This is a genomic window from Sinorhizobium chiapasense (genome assembly GCF_045277575.1).
GTDB lineage: Bacteria > Pseudomonadota > Alphaproteobacteria > Rhizobiales > Rhizobiaceae > Ensifer > Ensifer chiapasense_A.
Window position 1 is genome coordinate 3,366,837 of the sequence record NZ_CP144205.1, and the last position, 16,269, is coordinate 3,383,105.

Annotated in this window: 15 protein-coding genes and 1 tRNA gene; 12 read left to right on the top strand and 4 right to left on the bottom strand. The window is 62.5% G+C overall.

Translation table 11 applies throughout. The features are described from left to right. Positions 1-5: 5 nt before the first annotated feature. Both QM996_RS16240 and QM996_RS16245 read left to right on the top strand, forming a co-directional pair. Positions 6-1,190 carry a vWA domain-containing protein gene (locus QM996_RS16240; protein WP_500268337.1) on the top strand — a complete coding sequence of 395 codons (1,185 nt, stop codon included), beginning with the start codon at positions 6-8 and terminating at the stop codon, positions 1,188-1,190. Between the two features lie 138 nt (positions 1,191-1,328). After that, complete coding sequence (locus QM996_RS16245) at positions 1,329-2,345, top strand: aldose epimerase family protein (RefSeq protein ID WP_500268338.1); 1,017 nt, start codon at positions 1,329-1,331, stop codon at positions 2,343-2,345. 293 nt (positions 2,346-2,638) lie between these two features. Here QM996_RS16245 and QM996_RS16250 read toward each other — a convergent pair. Further along, positions 2,639-2,713: transfer RNA gene (locus QM996_RS16250), tRNA-Gly, on the bottom strand. A gap of 252 nt (positions 2,714-2,965) precedes the next feature. Here QM996_RS16250 and QM996_RS16255 point away from each other — a divergent pair. The 4 genes from QM996_RS16255 (at position 2,966) to QM996_RS16270 (ending at position 5,581) form a co-directional block, all read left to right on the top strand. Beyond that, complete coding sequence (locus tag QM996_RS16255; protein WP_500268339.1) at positions 2,966-3,475, top strand: prolyl-tRNA synthetase associated domain-containing protein; 510 nt, start codon at positions 2,966-2,968, stop codon at positions 3,473-3,475. 58 nt (positions 3,476-3,533) lie between these two features. Then, positions 3,534-4,502, top strand: coding sequence for a thioredoxin (gene trxA, locus QM996_RS16260; RefSeq protein ID WP_500268340.1), 969 nt, complete (start codon positions 3,534-3,536; stop codon positions 4,500-4,502). A gap of 194 nt (positions 4,503-4,696) precedes the next feature. Continuing rightward, on the top strand, positions 4,697-5,377 hold the full coding sequence (locus QM996_RS16265) for an LON peptidase substrate-binding domain-containing protein (RefSeq protein ID WP_500268341.1): 681 nt from the start codon (positions 4,697-4,699) through the stop codon (positions 5,375-5,377). Between the two features lie 15 nt (positions 5,378-5,392). Beyond that, a complete protein-coding gene (locus QM996_RS16270) occupies positions 5,393-5,581 on the top strand; it encodes a Trm112 family protein (RefSeq protein WP_043626122.1) in 189 nt (62 codons plus the stop codon). 234 nt (positions 5,582-5,815) lie between these two features. Here QM996_RS16270 and QM996_RS16275 read toward each other — a convergent pair whose 3' ends face one another. Next, entirely contained in the window at positions 5,816-7,030 is a 1,215-nt protein-coding gene (locus QM996_RS16275; protein ID WP_500268342.1) for a ubiquinone biosynthesis hydroxylase, read from the bottom strand. A gap of 85 nt (positions 7,031-7,115) precedes the next feature. On the opposite strand from QM996_RS16275, the gene tesB reads away from it, so the two are divergent. From tesB to QM996_RS16305, 6 genes are all read left to right on the top strand, one after another. Continuing rightward, positions 7,116-8,000 carry an acyl-CoA thioesterase gene (gene tesB, locus QM996_RS16280; protein WP_500268343.1) on the top strand — a complete coding sequence of 295 codons (885 nt, stop codon included), beginning with the start codon at positions 7,116-7,118 and terminating at the stop codon, positions 7,998-8,000. A gap of 234 nt (positions 8,001-8,234) precedes the next feature. Further along, entirely contained in the window at positions 8,235-8,573 is a 339-nt protein-coding gene (locus QM996_RS16285) for a P-II family nitrogen regulator (RefSeq protein WP_077968248.1), read from the top strand. A gap of 26 nt (positions 8,574-8,599) precedes the next feature. Next, the gene (locus QM996_RS16290; RefSeq protein ID WP_500268344.1) at positions 8,600-10,027 is read left to right on the top strand and encodes an ammonium transporter; all 1,428 of its coding nucleotides are present in this window, start codon (positions 8,600-8,602) and stop codon (positions 10,025-10,027) included. A 232-nt stretch (positions 10,028-10,259) separates the two neighbouring features. Beyond that, positions 10,260-12,914 (top strand): FtsK/SpoIIIE family DNA translocase, encoded by a 2,655-nt coding sequence (locus QM996_RS16295; RefSeq protein WP_500268345.1) that lies wholly within the window; start codon positions 10,260-10,262, stop codon positions 12,912-12,914. 218 nt (positions 12,915-13,132) lie between these two features. Next, the gene (locus QM996_RS16300) at positions 13,133-13,795 is read left to right on the top strand and encodes an outer membrane lipoprotein carrier protein LolA (protein ID WP_500268346.1); all 663 of its coding nucleotides are present in this window, start codon (positions 13,133-13,135) and stop codon (positions 13,793-13,795) included. 191 nt (positions 13,796-13,986) lie between these two features. Next, on the top strand, positions 13,987-14,793 hold the full coding sequence (locus tag QM996_RS16305; RefSeq protein ID WP_500268347.1) for an exodeoxyribonuclease III: 807 nt from the start codon (positions 13,987-13,989) through the stop codon (positions 14,791-14,793). A 177-nt stretch (positions 14,794-14,970) separates the two neighbouring features. On the opposite strand, the gene QM996_RS16310 is transcribed toward QM996_RS16305, so the two are convergent. Next, the gene (locus tag QM996_RS16310; RefSeq protein WP_500268348.1) at positions 14,971-15,426 is read right to left on the bottom strand and encodes a cyclic nucleotide-binding domain-containing protein; all 456 of its coding nucleotides are present in this window, start codon (positions 15,424-15,426) and stop codon (positions 14,971-14,973) included. A gap of 97 nt (positions 15,427-15,523) precedes the next feature. After that, a complete protein-coding gene (locus QM996_RS16315; protein WP_065776897.1) occupies positions 15,524-16,207 on the bottom strand; it encodes a response regulator transcription factor in 684 nt (227 codons plus the stop codon). Between the last annotated feature and the right edge of the window lie 62 nt (positions 16,208-16,269).

A 16,269-nucleotide genomic window follows, 5' to 3' on the forward strand; every position in this document is an offset into this window, starting at 1 on the left:
TGGCGATGTTCATCCCCTTCTTCCTCGAACTCAAGGCGGCGAAGGTCCCGGTGACGCTCCGGGAATTCCTGTCCCTGATCGAGGGGATGGAGGCGGGCATCGCCGCCTTCGACGTCGAAGCCTTCTACTACCTGGCGCGCACGGCGCTGGTGAAGGACGAGCGCCATATCGACCGGTTCGACCGGGTGTTCCAGCACTGCTTTTCTGGTCTCGAAGCGGTCAATCCGATGGAAGCCGGCGAAGAGGCGGCCATCCCCGAGGACTGGCTGCGCAAGCTCGCCGAAAAGCACCTGAGCGAGGAAGAAAAGCGCCTGATCGAATCTCTCGGCGGTTTCGACAAGCTGATGGAGACGCTGCGCCAACGGCTTCACGAACAGCAGGGCCGGCATCAGGGCGGCTCGAAATGGATCGGCACCGCCGGCACCTCCCCCTTCGGCGCCTATGGCTACAATCCCGAAGGCATCAGGATCGGCCAGGACCAGTCGCGCCATCGCCGCGCCGTCAAGGTCTGGGACCGGCGCGAGTTCAAAGACTATGACGACACGGTCGAACTCGGCACCCGCAACATCAAGGTGGCGCTGAAACGGCTCAGGCGCTGGGTGCGCCAGGGCGCTGCCGACGAGTTCGACCTTTCCGGCACGATCCGCGCCACCGCCGAGCACGGCTATCTCGACGTGGTGACGCGGCCCGAGCGCCGCAATGCCGTGAAGCTTTTGATGTTCTTCGATGTCGGCGGATCGATGGACGATCACATCCGCATCGTCGAGGAACTGTTCTCAGCCGCCCGCGGCGAGTTCCGCCACATGGAGCATTTCTACTTCCACAATTGCATCTACGAGGGCCTGTGGAAGGACAACCGCCGCCGGCGCGGCGACATCACCCGCACGATGGAGGTGCTGCGCACCTTCGGCGGCGATTACCGCGCGATTTTCGTCGGCGACGCCTCGATGAGTCCCTATGAGATCAGCCATCCCGGCGGCTCGGTCGAGCATTGGAACGACGAGGCCGGCGCCCTCTGGCTCTCGCGCATGACGGCACATTTCCCACGCTCGATCTGGCTCAATCCCGTGCCCGAACAGCATTGGGGCTACACCCAGTCGATCGCCATGGTGAGAAAACTGTTCGAAGGGCGGATGTTCCCTTTGACGCTCGCCGGCCTGCAGGATGCCACCAAGCAACTATCCCGCTGAAATGACCGCGAAATCCTACAGCGCGCGTCTTTCAAAACGCGCTAACGTCGCTGTAGCCCTGTACTAAGATTTCCGGTTGCCGCATCCTCGGAAATGACGCAGGTTGCTGCGGTCGCGAAGAGGGAGCCAGCGGTGAATATGCATCAGAACACAGAAATCTTCGGCCACCTGCCATCCGGCGAGCCGGTCCATCGTGTGGTGCTCTCCGGCGGCGGCCTTACAGCGCATGTGCTGACCTGGGGCACTGTGATCCAGGATCTGCGGCTGGAAGGCCATGAGCCGCCGCTGGTGCTTGGTTTCAGCGATCTCGAAAGCTATCTCGCCCATTCGCCCTATCTCGGCGCTACGCCCGGACGCTGCGCCAACCGAATCGGAAACGGGCGCTTCACGCTCGACGGCGAGGCCTATCAGCTCGAATTGAACGAGAAGGGCGTCACGCACCTGCATGGCGGCAGCGACAATATCGGCAAGCGCAACTGGACGATCACCCGCCAGACAGCGGACAGCGTCACGCTTGTGATCACCGATCTGGACGGACGCGCCGGCTATCCCGGCAATTGTCAGGTAACCTGCACCTACACGCTGAAGCCCGGCGGCGTTTTGAGTGTCGTCTATGAAACCGAGACCGATCGGCCGACGCTCGCCAATGTCTGCCAGCACAGCTATTTCAATCTCGACGGTAGCGCCGACGCACTCGGCCACGACATCATGATCGCTGCCGACCACTATCTGCCGACCAATGAACGGCAGATCCCGACAGGCGAGATCCGTGCGGTCGAGGGCACCGCCTTCGACCTCCGGCAAATGACGCCGCTTCGCCGCCAGACCGAAGGCGAGCGCATCGCCTACGATCACAATTTCTGTCTTTCGAACGAGCCCATGGCGAAACACTCGGTGGCGCTGGCCCGCAGCATCAATTCCGGCGTCACGCTGGAAGTGCTGACGACGGAACCGGGCGTACAGCTTTACACCGGCGTCAAGCTCGATATCCCCGTCCCCGGCCTTGAGGGACGCCGCTACGGCCCGTTCGCAGGCTTCTGCCTGGAAACCCAGATCTGGCCCGACGCCATCAACCATGCCGGTTTCCCGAACGCGGTGCTTCGCCCCGGCGAGATCCGTCGGCAGGAGACGGACTACGTCTTCATGAAGAGCTGAGTGCGACCCGCACAGATGCTGACGATCTCTACAGCGCCGCGCGTCTTATCAGACGCGCAAAGGTCGCTGTCGGACTTTGATTTGCTGCATGTCTTCGTCCTTAAATCGAGGTCGATTTAAGGAGACATTCAGTAGTGAGTGGAAGGCGGCGAACGACCCAAAGGACCGGCATCGTGTTCGGCAGAGCGCACCTATTCGCACGGCGCTGCAGTCGCCCTCGAAGGGCAACGCGCCTTACGGCAGATGCCATCTCATTTCCAAAACAATTATGAAATGAAATGGTTGGGAGAAACTGGAGCGGGTGAGGCGATTCGAACGCCCGACCCCAACCTTGGCAAGGTTGTGCTCTACCCCTGAGCTACACCCGCTCATTTTCCGCGGCCCGGGGGTAGTCGGTGGACCGTGGCGTCGGCGCTGTCTTGCGGCGACGGGCGGTATATGGCCTAAGCGATTTTGGAATGCAACAGGGAAATGACGAGAAATCGAATATTTTTTTGGAGACCCTCCGCAAAGCCCGGAAATGCCGCGTTTTCGGTCATCATCGCCGCCTGTGAGATTGCGCGCTGACGGGCTTCTCCCCTAAAGCAGGATCGAAAACGAACGCCCAAGGGATGAGAATCATGAGTGAATCACAGCCGAAGACCACCGAAGACCTCTTTCGTTTTCTCGACGGACTTGGGATCGAGCATAAAACCAAGAACCACGAGCCGGTATTCACCGTCGCCGAATCGGTAGCGCTGCGTGACGAGATTCCCGGCGGCCATACAAAGAACCTGTTCGTGAAGGACAAGAAGGACAACTATTTCCTGCTCACCGTCGAGGAGCACGCAACGGTGGACCTGAAGACCGTTCACCAGGTGATCGGTGCGGCGAGCCGGGTCTCTTTCGGCAAGCCGGAAAAGCTGATGGAATATCTGGGCGTCATTCCGGGGGCCGTCACCGCCTTCGGCGCCATCAACGACACCGGCGGCAACGTCAAGGTCATCCTCGACGAGGAGCTGATGAAGTTCGACATCGTCAATTGCCATCCGCTCTCGAATGACGCGACGACCTCGATCGCATCCAGGGATCTGCTGCGCTTCATGGAAGCGACCGGACACGAACCGCTTGTCTTGAAAGTCACGGCCTGACATACGATCTTTGGCGCGAATGCAGTAAGCCGGCCAGCGAGCCGGCGAGGAGAGAAGAATGACGGGCAGCGACAATCCCTATGCAGGGTCTTTCGGCACTCAGATGACGGGCTCGGCCTCCTTCGGCCAGCCGGCGGCCGCGTCGAACGGTGACCTGATCAAGGAAACCACCACCGCCAACTTTGCCAAGGACGTGCTCGAGGCCTCCCGCCAGCAGCCGGTTCTCGTCGATTTCTGGGCACCCTGGTGCGGCCCCTGCAAGCAGCTCACGCCGGTCATCGAAAAGGTGGTCACGGAAGCTGCAGGCCGCGTCAAGCTCGTCAAGATGAACATCGACGATCATCCTTCGATCGCCGGCCAGCTCGGCATCCAGTCGATCCCTGCCGTCATCGCTTTCGTCGGCGGACGACCGGTCGACGGCTTCATGGGCGCGGTGCCGGAAAGCCAGATCAAGCAATTCATCGAAAAGATCGCCGGCCCCGCCGTCGACGACAGCAAGGCCGAGATCGAAGCCGTACTCACCGATGCCAAGGCGCTGCTCGATGCCGGCGACGCCCAGAACGCCGCCGGCCTCTACGGCGCCGTACTGCAGGCCGACCCCGACAACGTCGTGGCGATCGCCGGCATGGTCGATTGCATGATCGCCCTCGGCCAGCTCGCCGAAGCCCGCGAGGCTCTTTCCGGCCTGCCGGAAGATCTCGCCAAGGACGCGGGCATCGCAGCGGTCGGCAAGAAACTCGACCAGATCGAGGAAGCCCGCAAGCTCGGCGATCCCGACGAGTTCGAGCGGCGCCTTGCCGCAAACCCCGACGATCACGAGGCGCGCATGTTGCTCGCCAAGATCCGCAATGTCGAAGGCGACCGGACGGCTGCCGCCGACCACCTGCTGACGATCATGAAGCGCGATCGCGGCTTTGACGACGACGGCGCCCGGCGCGAACTCCTGTCCTTCTTCGAGGTCTGGGGGCCGAAGGATCCGGCAACGATCGCCGCGCGACGCAAGCTCTCGTCGATCCTGTTCTCCTGAACCGTCAGGCATTGCTTAGATATAAAGGGCGCCGTCGGTGCCCTTTTTTGTGCGCACCCAATCACGATCCGCATTCACCCATGAAGATCGACATGCGTGTCTCTTGAGATTTTCAAGGAACGCACCATCTTTTGGTCTGGTGACCACGCTTCCTTGGCGGGGCAAGAGCGGATACCTTCAGGGTCTATCGGAAAATGCACGTCGGAAATGCACGCTATCTCGGTCCTCAGGACTTGCCGGAGATCATTCCGGTGTTTCCGCTGACCGGTGCCCTGCTGCTTCCCGGTGCCCAGCTTCCGCTCAACATCTTCGAGCCGCGCTATCTCGCCATGCTCGACGACGCGCTTTCCGGCAACCGCCTGATCGGCATCGTGCAGCCCTCCTTCTGCGAAGGACGCAACGAGACGGCCACCGGCCCGACGCAAGCGCTCTGCGAGGTCGGTTGCATCGGCCGCATCACCTCCTTCGCCGAGACGGGCGACGGCCGCTACATCACCTCGCTCACCGGGGTCTGCCGCTACCGGCTGTTTTCGGAGGTCAACGGAACGCGCGGCTACCGCCGTTTCCGCATCGGCCCCTTTGCCGCCGATCTCGAGAACCGCGACGATGAAACCCTCGTCGACCGGGCGGCTCTGCTTGCCGCCTTCAAGGCCTATCTCGAAGCCAACAAGCTCAAGGCCGATTGGGAAAGCGTCGAACGGGCGAGCAATCGCACCCTGGTCAATTCCATGGCGATGATGTCGCCCTATGGGCCGGCGGAAAAACAGGCGCTGCTCGAAGCACCCGACCTCAAGACACGCGCGGAAACCCTGATCGCCATCACCGAGATCGTGCTCGCGCGCGACTTCGGCGATATGGACAGCATCCTGCAGTGAAGCGAGCGACGGATAATGGATATCAACGCCAGCAAGGTCGACCCGAAACTGCTTGAACTGCTCGTCTGCCCGCTGACGAAGGGCCGCTTGAGCTACCACGCCGAAGCCAACGAACTCGTCTCGGAAAAGGCTCGCCTTGCTTATCCGATCCGCGACGGCGTGCCGATCATGCTGGTCTCGGAAGCGCGCAAGATCGAGGATTGAGGTACGCGGCGGCTCTCGATCGCATAATTCTCAACTGCCCCTCATCCGGTCTGCCGGCCACTTTCTCCCCGCAGGCGGGGCGAAGGAACCGCGTGGCGCGCTCGCACCTGAAAAGTCAAACCGCCGCTTGCTTGCTGTCCGGTCGCGCATGGCGGCGACGCAACGGTAGATCTCGTCCCCTCTCCCCGCCTGCGGGGAGAGGGTTAGGGTGAGGGGCAATCCCAAGGTCGATATTCAAATCGGCTGCCCCGACAGCAGCCGCGGATCGCTCTCACCGGCGATGCCGGCGGCCTGGCGGATGAAGAAATTCTTCAGAGACGGCAACCGATCGACGATACCGAGGCCGAAGTCGCGGGCAATACGGACCGGGGTGATGTCGTTGGAAAACAGCCGGTTGAGCACGTCGGTCGTCACCCCCATGCGGAAGGTGTCGAAACGCCGCCAGGTCTGATAGCGCTCGAGGACCGCAAGCGAGCCGATGTCGAGCCCGAGGCGATCCGCCTCGACGATCGTTTCCGCCAGAGCCGCGACGTCCTTGAAGCCGAGATTGAGTCCCTGTCCTGAGATCGGATGAATGCCGTGGGCCGCATCGCCGGCAAGGGCAAAGCGCGGCTTGACGAAATCGCGGGCGAGCGTCAGGCCGAGTGGAAAGGCCCGCCGTCCGCCAACCACCTTCAGATGTCCAAGCTTGTGGCCAAAACGGCGCTCCAGCTCTTCCTCGAACAGGAAATCGTCGCCGTTGACCAGTCGTTCGGCGTCTTCGGTGCGCTCGGTCCAGACCAGCGACGAGCGATTGTTCTTGAGCGGCAGCGTCGCAAACGGACCGGCCGGCAGGAAATGCTCCTCCGCCGTGCCGTCGTGCGGCCGCTCGTGCTCGACCGTCGTGACGATGCCGGACTGGCCGTAGTCGAACTCGACCGTCTTGATGCCGGCGGCATCGCGCAGCTTGGAGCGCACGCCGTCACAGGCCACAAGCAGGCGCGCTTCCAGCTTTTCGCCGCCGGCAAGCGTGACGTCGACCGCATGATCGCCGCTCTTGAAGCTTTCGACCATCGTCGACTGGCGATTGACGACGCCGAGTTCCTCGCATGCGCCGCGCAGCGCGCCGACCAGCGCCGTATTCGGCACCATGTGAGCGAAGGGCCGGCCATCGCCGCCGTCACCATCGAAGGTCAGGAACACCGGGCGCACCGGATCGGCCGCCTTCGAATCGGTAATCACCATCCGGCGGATCGGCTCCGCCTCCGGCACGATCTGATCCCAGACCCCGAGCACGTCGAGCATGCGTTCGGCAGCCGACGCAACCGCCGAGGCGCGCTGGTCCTTCTTCCAGGCGCCTTCCGGGGCGCCGTCGATCACCATCACGCTCAGATGCGGCGCCGCCTTCTTCAGGGAAACGGCGAGCGAAAGGCCGACATAGCCGCCACCGGCAATCAAGACATCGAGCATCCGCTTTCTCCCGTCGCACTTGAGCATCGTTTTATGTCTATATAGATCAATGCCATCGACGTTCCTACCATCGGAGACTGCCGAAATGTCGCGCCCCGCTGAGACCGCCACGCCCATGGATGCGCTGCTTGCCATTCTCGATCTCGAGAAGCTGGAGGAAAACCTGTTCCGGGGCTTGAGCCCGCAGGTCGGCTGGCAGCGGGTCTTCGGCGGCCAGGTCATCGGCCAGGCGCTGGTGGCGGCCCAGCGGACCGTCGACGCCGACCGCTTCGTCCATTCGCTGCACGCTTATTTCATGCGGCCGGGCGATCCGTCGGTACCGATCATCTACGAGGTCGACCGTATCCGCGACGGCTCGAGCTTCGCCACCCGCCGTGTGGTCGCCATTCAGCACGGCAAGGCGATCTTCTCGATGTCCGCCTCGTTCCAGTACGACGAGGACGGTTTCGACCACCAGATCGAGATGCCGAAGCTGCCGATGCCCGAGACGTTGCCGGGCGAACAGGAGCTGAAGGAGAAATTCCTCGTCCACGCACCGGAGGCGATCCGGCGTTACTGGGAGCGGCCGCGGCCGATCGAAATCCGCCCGGCCTCGCTGCACCACTATTTCACCCGCAACGACGGCAAGCCGATCCAGGACGTCTGGGTCAAGGCGGTCGGCGCGGTTCCGGACGAGCGCCATATCCAGGCGGCCATCCTTGCCTATCTCTCCGACATGACCCTGCTCGACACCTCGCTCTATGCGCACGGCACTTCGGTCTTCGACCGGAACCTGCAGGTCGCAAGCCTCGATCACGCCATGTGGTTCCACCGCCCCTGCAAGATGGACGACTGGCTGCTCTATACCCAGGACAGTCCGAGTGCACATGGTGCCCGCGGGATGACCAGAGGCAGCCTTTTTACGCGTTCCGGCGTGCTGATCGCCTCTGTCGCCCAGGAAGGGCTGATCCGGAAAAAGGCATCTGAATAAAAAACGGGCAGATTCTAAAATATGCCTATTTTTTAATCTTCTAAATTGACGATTTTTTAGTGCGCCGCAGCATCCATGCTGCGGTTTTCATTTTTCCCGTTGTTTTTCATTTGCTTAGCGCAGGCGTCTGAATCTGGCACGCCCCTTGAATGTCATTGTCCGGTTGCACGGCGCCCTGGCGCTCCGCAGCAAGGAGAGACGGCCTCCGCCGGAGGCGAACAAGGATGAAACCAGATGAAAATTGTGATGGCCATTATCAAGCCGTTCAAGCTCGATGAGGTTCGCGAAGCCCTCACTGCTGTCGGCATCCAGGGCCTGACCGTAACCGAAGTCAAAGGCTACGGCCGCCAGAAGGGACATACCGAAATCTACCGCGGCACCGAATATGCCGTGAGCTTCCTGCCGAAGCTGAAGGTCGAAATCGCCGTTGCCTCGGAACTCGTCGACAAGGCCGTGGAAGCGATCGCCGCCGCCGCCAAGACCGGCCAGATCGGCGACGGCAAGATCTTCGTCTACGCCATTGACCATGCCGTGCGCATCCGCACCGGCGAAACCGATTCAGAAGCGTTGTAATCACGCCGTTCAGGGAGCACTACTCGATGTCATCAATGAAATTCTCCACCTCTCTCGGACGCCTGGGCGCACTGACCGCCGCCCTGCTTGCGCCGGTTGTTGCCTTCGCCCAGGAAGCGGCGCCGGCCGCAACAGAGGCTGCCGCGGCCGTCCCAGTTCCCGACAAGGGCGATACCACCTGGATGCTGCTGTCGACCATCCTCGTGCTCCTCATGACCGTTCCGGGCCTTGCCCTCTTCTACGGCGGCCTGGTGCGCGCCAAGAACATGCTGTCGGTTCTGATGCAGGTGCTGATGATCACCGCGATCGTCATGATCATCTGGGTCACCTACGGCTACTCACTGGCCTTCACGGACGGCGGCTCGCTCAACCTGTTCGTCGGTGGCCTATCGAAGATGTTCCTCGCCGGCGTCGACACGACCACGCTTGCCGAGAGCTTCTCCAAGGGTGTGTTCATCCCCGAATATGTTTTCGTCGTCTTCCAGATGACCTTTGCCTGCATCACGCCGGCGCTGATCGTCGGCGCCTTCGCCGAGCGCATCCGCTTCTCGGCCGTCGTGCTGTTCGTCATCCTCTGGGTCACCTTCGTCTACTTCCCGGTCGCCCACATGGTCTGGTTCTGGGGCGGCCCGAGCGCCTATACGGCTCCGACCGGCCTGATCTTCTCCTTCGGCGCGATCGACTTCGCCGGTGGCACTGTCGTCCACATCAATGCCGGTATTGCCGGCCTCGTCGGCGCCATCCTGCTCGGCAAGCGCACGGGCTATAAGAAGGAAATCATGGCGCCGCACTCGATGACGCTCACCATGGTCGGCGCGTCGCTGCTCTGGGTCGGCTGGTTCGGCTTCAATGCCGGCTCCAACCTCGAGGCCAACGCCTATGCCGCACTCGCGATGATCAATACCTTCCTCGCAACCGCCGCTGCCATCATCTCCTGGGCCGTCGTCGAAACGCTCGTCCGCGGCAAGGCCTCGATGCTCGGTGCAGCGTCCGGTGCCGTTGCCGGTCTCGTCGCCGTCACGCCGGCCGCCGGTTTTGCCGGCCCGATGGGCGCGATCGTGCTCGGCTTCATCGTCTCGCCGGTCTGCTACTTCTTCGTCGACGTCGTGAAGAACAAGTTCAACTACGACGACAGCCTCGACGTCTTCGGCGTTCATGGCGTCGGTGGCATCCTCGGTGCCATCGCTACCGGTATCCTCGTCAACCCGGCCCTCGGCGGCGCCGGCATCGTCGACTACTCGACGGCCGACTTCGCAGCCGGTTATGCCGGTACGGCAACCCAGGTCCTGGCACAACTCAAGGGCGTGCTCGTCACCGTGGCCTGGTCCGGCATCGGTTCGTTCATCATCTTCAAGGTGGTGGATGCAATCGTAGGCTTGCGCGTCTCCGTCGAAGCCGAACGCGAAGGTCTCGACCTCTCGTCCCACGGCGAAGCCGCCTACCACGCCAGCTAAGCGCATCGTGGCGCCACAAACGGCGCCACCCAAGTCCCGTCGCGATCCGCCTTTGCGGATCGCCTTTGGCCCGGATCGCAAGATCCGGGCCTTTTTTCGTACCGATCTTCAGGACAGGCGCCGCTATTTTAGCGGCAACTACGCATGGTTAATGTCGCATTAACCGTACTCCGCTTAGGTTGATTCCATGGCACGCAATGTGCCCTAGAGATCGACACGGGCAGCAGGCAATATGAGCAGAAGCAATCCGGCAACGCTTGACAGCCGTTCCAACCGGTTCGTGCTAACCACCTTCGTTTGGCGACAGATCGCGTCGCTGGCGGGCTTTGCGCTGTTCAGCGCATTGGCGCTGGCTGTCGCGGCGCTATCGACATGGAACGTCGCCGACCCGAGCTTCTCCTATGCCACGTCGGAAGCGCCGACCAATGTGCTTGGTTATCCGGGTGCGGCCTTTGCCGATATCTTCATGCAATTCTTCGGCCTTGCCAGCGTCGTCGCGCTGCTGCCGGCCGTTGCCTGGGCGCTGGTGCTGATCAGCGGCAAGCGCTTCGACAAGATCTTCAAGCGCCTCGGCGCCTGGTTCATAGGCTCCGTGCTTGCCGGCGCGGCGCTGAGCTGCGTGCCCGCGCCCATCACCTGGCCCTTGCCCAATGGTCTCGGCGGCGTCTTCGGCGACATGATTCTCCGCTTTCCCGCACTCTTCACGGGCGCCTTCCCCACCGGCACGCTCGCGACCGTGCTCGCCTGCATCTTCGCGGCACCGGCCGCGTGGTGCCTGATCTACAGCGCCGGTCTCATCGGCGTCAGCGACGAAGAGGAAGACGAGGAGGTTGTCGAACCGACGCCGAGCAAGGCGCGTACCGTTCGCGATGAACTGGACGAGGACGACAGCGAAGGCCCCTTCACCCTGCTGATGGGTTCCTTCGCTCATATGCGCTACACGATGCACGCACGCGTGCGTCGCATTTTCGGCATGAGCGGCACGCGCAGTTCGCCCAAGCGCCAGTATGACGAGCCCTACGATTTCAACAATGACGAGTTCGGCACGCTGAACGAGCCGGTCCGGCCGAAGCCGATGGCTGCTGGCGACCGCATCGAACCCTCGCTCGACCGCTCCGAACGCCGCATCGTCACGCCGCCGCCGATCATGTCCGATGGCGAGGACGACGATCTGCCCTTCGATATCGACGAGCGCCGCCCCGCCGGCATCCTGCCGGACGACGAGGATGATGACCCGGCATCCGACTGGGCGCCGCGGGCAGCGCCGCCGAAGCAGGGCCTGCCGAAGTCAGGCTCGCGCGTGGCAACGCCGGCGCCCCGCCCGAAAGCCGGCCAGCGGATCGAGCGCGAAGCCCAGCGCTCGTTCGTCGAGGACGATGGCGACTTCACGCTGCCGCCGATGCATTTCCTTGCCGAACCGAAGAATGTCAGCCGCGACGCCTCGCTGTCGCCCGACGCACTCGAGCAGAATGCCCGCATGCTCGAAGGCGTGCTCGAGGATTTCGGCGTCAAGGGCGAGATCATCCATGTACGCCCGGGTCCGGTCGTAACCCTCTATGAACTGGAGCCGGCACCCGGCATCAAGTCGTCCCGCGTCATCGGCCTTGCCGACGACATCGCCCGCTCGATGAGCGCGATCGCTGCCCGCGTCGCCGTCGTTCCCGGCCGCAATGCCATCGGCATCGAACTGCCGAACCAGCGGCGCGAAACCGTCTACCTGCGCGAACTCATCGGCTCGCGTGACTTCGAGACTTCCAAGGCACGCCTTGCCATGGCGCTCGGCAAGACGATCGGTGGCGAGCCCGTGGTTGCCGATCTCGCCAAGATGCCGCATCTGCTCGTCGCCGGTACTACTGGCTCGGGCAAGTCGGTGGCGATCAACACGATGATCCTGTCGCTGCTCTATCGCCTGCGCCCGGATCAGTGCCGCCTGATCATGATCGACCCGAAGATGCTCGAACTCTCCGTCTATGACGGCATCCCGCACCTGCTTTCGCCCGTCGTGACCGATCCCAAGAAGGCGGTCGTCGCGCTGAAGTGGACGGTGCGCGAGATGGAAGAGCGCTACAAGAAGATGTCGAAGATCGGCGTGCGCAACATCGACGGTTTCAACAGCCGCGTCGAACAGGCACTTGCCAAGGGCGAATCGATCACTCGCACCGTACAGACCGGCTTCGACCGCCAGACCGGCGAGGCGATGTACGAAACCGAAGAATTCGATCTGTCGCCGATGCCCTACATCGTCGTCATCATCGACGAAATGGCCGACCTGATGATGGTCGCCGGCAAGGATATCGAAGGAGCCGTCCAGCGCCTCGCCCAGATGGCGCGCGCCGCCGGCATCCACGTCATCATGGCGACACAGCGCCCCTCGGTCGACGTCATCACCGGCACGATCAAGGCCAACTTCCCGACGCGCATCTCGTTCCAGGTCACCTCGAAGATCGACAGCCGCACGATCCTCGGCGAACAGGGCGCCGAACAGCTGCTCGGCATGGGCGACATGCTCTACATGGCCGGCGGCGGTCGCATCCAGCGCGTCCACGGCCCCTTCGTCTCCGACACCGAAGTCGAGGAGGTCGTCGCCTATCTCAAGACCCAGGGCGTGCCGCAATATCTCGATGCCATCACCGAGGATGACGACGAGGATGGCGAGGGCGGCGGACCGGCCGGCACCTCCAACCTCGCCGATTCCGACGACCCTTATGATCAGGCGGTCGCGGTCGTTCTGCGCGACGGCAAGGCCTCCACCTCCTACGTGCAGCGCCGCCTCGGGATCGGCTACAATCGGGCCGCATCGCTGATCGAGCGCATGGAGCAGGAAGGCATCATCGGCCCGGCGAACCACGCCGGAAAGCGCGAGATACTCGTTCCGACCGAAGAGTAAAGGGCCGGTCGGCAAGGCAATTCCGGCGGGAGTACGGTGCATTTCGCGAGAGCGTGCTGCACCAACAGAAGAGACGACCCGCAGACACGGACAGAGGCACCGGACGAAAGACCAAACCGGTAACGGTCATGTGAGAGCGCGAGCGGAAATGCCCGAAAGAGGCGCCTTGAAGGCGCCGCACTTGCGCTCCAGATGATCCGTAAATGAAGGAGACTGAGATGACAGAGACCAAAATCGGCGAGCGCAATCCTCCGGTGATTTCGCGCCGCCTCTTCGTGTGCGGGCTCGCGGCGCTTGCCGGCATCGGCGGCACCGGTCTCGACCTGACCCAGGCTTTCGCCCAGGCGCCGAGTGCCGCCCAGAAGATCGCCGATCACTTCTCCTCGGTGAAGACCATGGCCGGTGAATTCGTGCAGTTCGGCCCACGCGGCGAACAGACCGGCGGCAAGTTCTATATCCGCCGCCCCGGCCGCATCCGCTTCAACTACGAAGCCCCCTCGCCGATGCGCGTCATCGCCGACGGCAAGTCGGTGGTCATCGGCAACATGAAGCTCAAGACCTGGGACATCTATCCGCTGTCGAAGACGCCGCTCAACCTGCTGCTCAGCGAAAAGATCGATCTGACCGGCAAGATGGTGCGCGACGTCAAGGAAGAGTCCGACCTCATCACCATCGTGCTTGGCGACCGCTCAATCTTCGGCGATTCGACCATCACCATGATGTTCGATCCGAAGACCTACGATCTGCGCCAATGGACGATCACTGACGCGCAGAAGAAGGATACCTCGGTCATGATCTTCAATGTCCAGACCGGGATGCCGTTGGACGACAAGGTCTTCCAGATCCCCTACGACGAGGTCCGCAACAAGCGGGGCGGCTAGAGATCCAACCGCCGGCATCTCGACCGCTGGCATGATGGACATGGCCGCCGGATGGCGGCCTTTTTCGTGCGCTCCCGTTCGCGCATTCCTTGTCCCGGCGCGTCGGACCTGCTTAAAGCTCAGGTCAAACATCCATCCAAGCCGGCCTTCCCTTCGCGAACGTCCGGCCCCAGCCGATCAGGGAATGACGAATGGCCCTTTCCGTCGCCACATGGAACATCAATTCCGTTCGCCTGCGCATGCCGCTTGTCGAGCATCTCCTGAAGACGTGGCAGCCGGACATACTCTGCCTGCAGGAAACCAAATGCCCGAACGACCAGTTCCCTTCGAAGCCGCTGAAGGCGCTCGGCTACAATCACATCGAGATGCACGGCCAGAAGGGCTATCACGGCGTGGCGACGATCTCGCGCCTGCCGCTGCATGAGCTCAGCGACCGCCGCGACTATTGCGGCGTCGGCGATGCCCGCCACCTCTCGGTCGTCTTCGAGACCGGCGGCAAGAAGATCCGGCTACACAATTTCTATGTTCCGGCGGGCGGCGACGAGCCGGACCGCACCATCAATCCAAAGTTCGGCCACAAGCTCGACTTCGTCGAGGAGATGAAGCTGCTGCACGCGGAGGCCGAGGCCGGCATTTCCTCGATCCTCGTCGGCGACCTCAACATCGCGCCACTCGAAGACGACGTCTGGTCGCACAAGCAGTTGCTGAAGATCGTCAGCCACACGCCGATCGAGACCGAAGGGCTGACCACGGTCATGACCGGCGGCGGCTGGGTCGACCTGATGCGCCAGCACACACCGGCCCCGACCAAGCTCTACACCTGGTGGAGCTACCGGGCGAAGGACTGGGAGGCCGCCAACCGCGGTCGCCGGCTCGATCATATCTGGTCTTCCGCCGACCTGGCGCCGGCGCTGAAGCACGTCGACATCCTGCGCGAAGCCCGCGGCTGGGAGCGTCCCTCCGACCACGTGCCGGTCATCGCCCACTTCGATATCTAGACGCTTTTCCCTGAGCGGCGGCGCGCGCCTTCGGTGCTTGCCGATTCATCAAGAAAAACACGATTAAAAGAATCATATTTTTCTTGATGCGCATTTCCAAGCGGACTATCCCTCTATTCGGGCGTGCTCGGTTCGCTGAAATACCGGTGGTAACGGACAGAGGCCCGTTACCTGTATTCAGTCAAAGCGGCCGACGAGCGCGCCGGCCCGGCGGATCATCGCCTGCAGGTTCTCGCGGATGCGCACTTCGACGAGCTCCGCCACTTCCGGATACTCTTCCAGCATGCGGCGGAAGAGCGGCCGGTTGATGCGGATGACCTCGCTATCTTCCTCGGCGGTCGCCGTGAACTTGCGTTCGACCATCGAGATCAGGGCCAGTTCCGACAGAAGTGCACCACGACCAACCGTGGTGACCGTCGCCAGGGAGCCGTCGGCGCCTGCCTTCGACAAGGACAGGCTGCCGCTCGCAATCGCATAGGCGCAATCGGCTGGCGCCCCTTCGCGAAACAGCTCCTGCCCCTTGAATATGCGGCGCCGCTCCGCGCCAAAGGCGATCAGTCTGAGCTTGTCCTCGCTGATATCGGCAAACAGCGGCACGTTGGACAGAAGCACGATATCATCGTTGAGTGCCAAGCGGCTAACCTCCGGAAGTCACGTCGCTGCCGACCCGGCAGGCCGGTAACGGAAAACGGAACATGGTGTGGAGCAGTTTGTGCCATGCATGCCCCGGCTACGGAACGATCTTGTAGCCGCCGTTCTCTGTCACCAAAATCTCGGCATTGGAAGGGTCGCGCTCGATTTTCTGGCGCAGCCGGTAGACATGGGTTTCCAGCGTGTGGGTGGTGACCCCGGAATTGTAACCCCAGACCTCTTCCAGAAGCACGTCGCGCGTCACCACCTTCTGGTCGGCGCGGTAGAGGTAGCGAATGATCGCCGCTTCCTTCTCGGTGAGACGAATCTTCTGGCCGTTCTCAAGCGTCAGCAGCTTCTGGCTGGGCTTGAACGTGTAGGGCCCGACGCTGAAGGTCGCGTCCTCGCTCTGCTCGTGCTGGCGCAACTGCGCGCGAATGCGGGCAAGCAGCACGGCGAAGCGGAACGGCTTCGTCACATAGTCGTTGGCGCCGGCCTCGAGTCCGAGGATCGTATCCGAATCGGTGTCGTGGCCGGTCAGCATGATGATCGGCGCCTTGAAGCCGCCCTTGCGCAGGAGCTTTACCGCCTCGCGACCATCCATGTCGGGCAGGCCGACGTCCATGATCAGCAGATCTACCTGCTGCCCACGTGCGGTCTGGATACCCTTGCCGGCGGTCGCCTCCTGGATGAGATCGAATTCTTCGTAGAGCGAGAGCTGCTCGACCAATGTCTCGCGCAGGTCATTGTCGTCATCGACAAGAAGAATGGTACGGGTCGCCATTGGACAATTCCTGTTTGCTTCCATTTTCAAACTAGCTCAAATGCCTGTGTTGGCAAGCGAAC

Excerpts from the sequence above, each read along its gene's own strand:
- QM996_RS16300 (WP_500268346.1), top strand. The coding sequence starts at position 13,133 with ATGACAGAGACCAAAATCGGCGAGCGCAATCCTCCGGTGATTTCGCGC.
- tesB (WP_500268343.1), top strand. The coding sequence starts at position 7,116 with ATGTCGCGCCCCGCTGAGACCGCCACGCCCATGGATGCGCTGCTTGCC.
- QM996_RS16275 (WP_500268342.1), bottom strand. The coding sequence starts at position 7,030 with ATGCTCGATGTCTTGATTGCCGGTGGCGGCTATGTCGGCCTTTCGCTC.
- QM996_RS16255 (WP_500268339.1), top strand. The coding sequence starts at position 2,966 with ATGAGTGAATCACAGCCGAAGACCACCGAAGACCTCTTTCGTTTTCTC.
- QM996_RS16240 (WP_500268337.1), top strand. The coding sequence starts at position 6 with ATGTTCATCCCCTTCTTCCTCGAACTCAAGGCGGCGAAGGTCCCGGTG.
- QM996_RS16265 (WP_500268341.1), top strand. The coding sequence starts at position 4,697 with ATGCACGTCGGAAATGCACGCTATCTCGGTCCTCAGGACTTGCCGGAG.
- QM996_RS16290 (WP_500268344.1), top strand. The coding sequence starts at position 8,600 with ATGTCATCAATGAAATTCTCCACCTCTCTCGGACGCCTGGGCGCACTG.
- QM996_RS16270 (WP_043626122.1), top strand. The coding sequence starts at position 5,393 with ATGGATATCAACGCCAGCAAGGTCGACCCGAAACTGCTTGAACTGCTC.
- QM996_RS16285 (WP_077968248.1), top strand. The coding sequence starts at position 8,235 with ATGAAAATTGTGATGGCCATTATCAAGCCGTTCAAGCTCGATGAGGTT.
- QM996_RS16315 (WP_065776897.1), bottom strand. The coding sequence starts at position 16,207 with ATGGCGACCCGTACCATTCTTCTTGTCGATGACGACAATGACCTGCGC.
- QM996_RS16295 (WP_500268345.1), top strand. The coding sequence starts at position 10,260 with ATGAGCAGAAGCAATCCGGCAACGCTTGACAGCCGTTCCAACCGGTTC.
- QM996_RS16245 (WP_500268338.1), top strand. The coding sequence starts at position 1,329 with ATGCATCAGAACACAGAAATCTTCGGCCACCTGCCATCCGGCGAGCCG.
- QM996_RS16305 (WP_500268347.1), top strand. The coding sequence starts at position 13,987 with ATGGCCCTTTCCGTCGCCACATGGAACATCAATTCCGTTCGCCTGCGC.
- trxA (WP_500268340.1), top strand. The coding sequence starts at position 3,534 with ATGACGGGCAGCGACAATCCCTATGCAGGGTCTTTCGGCACTCAGATG.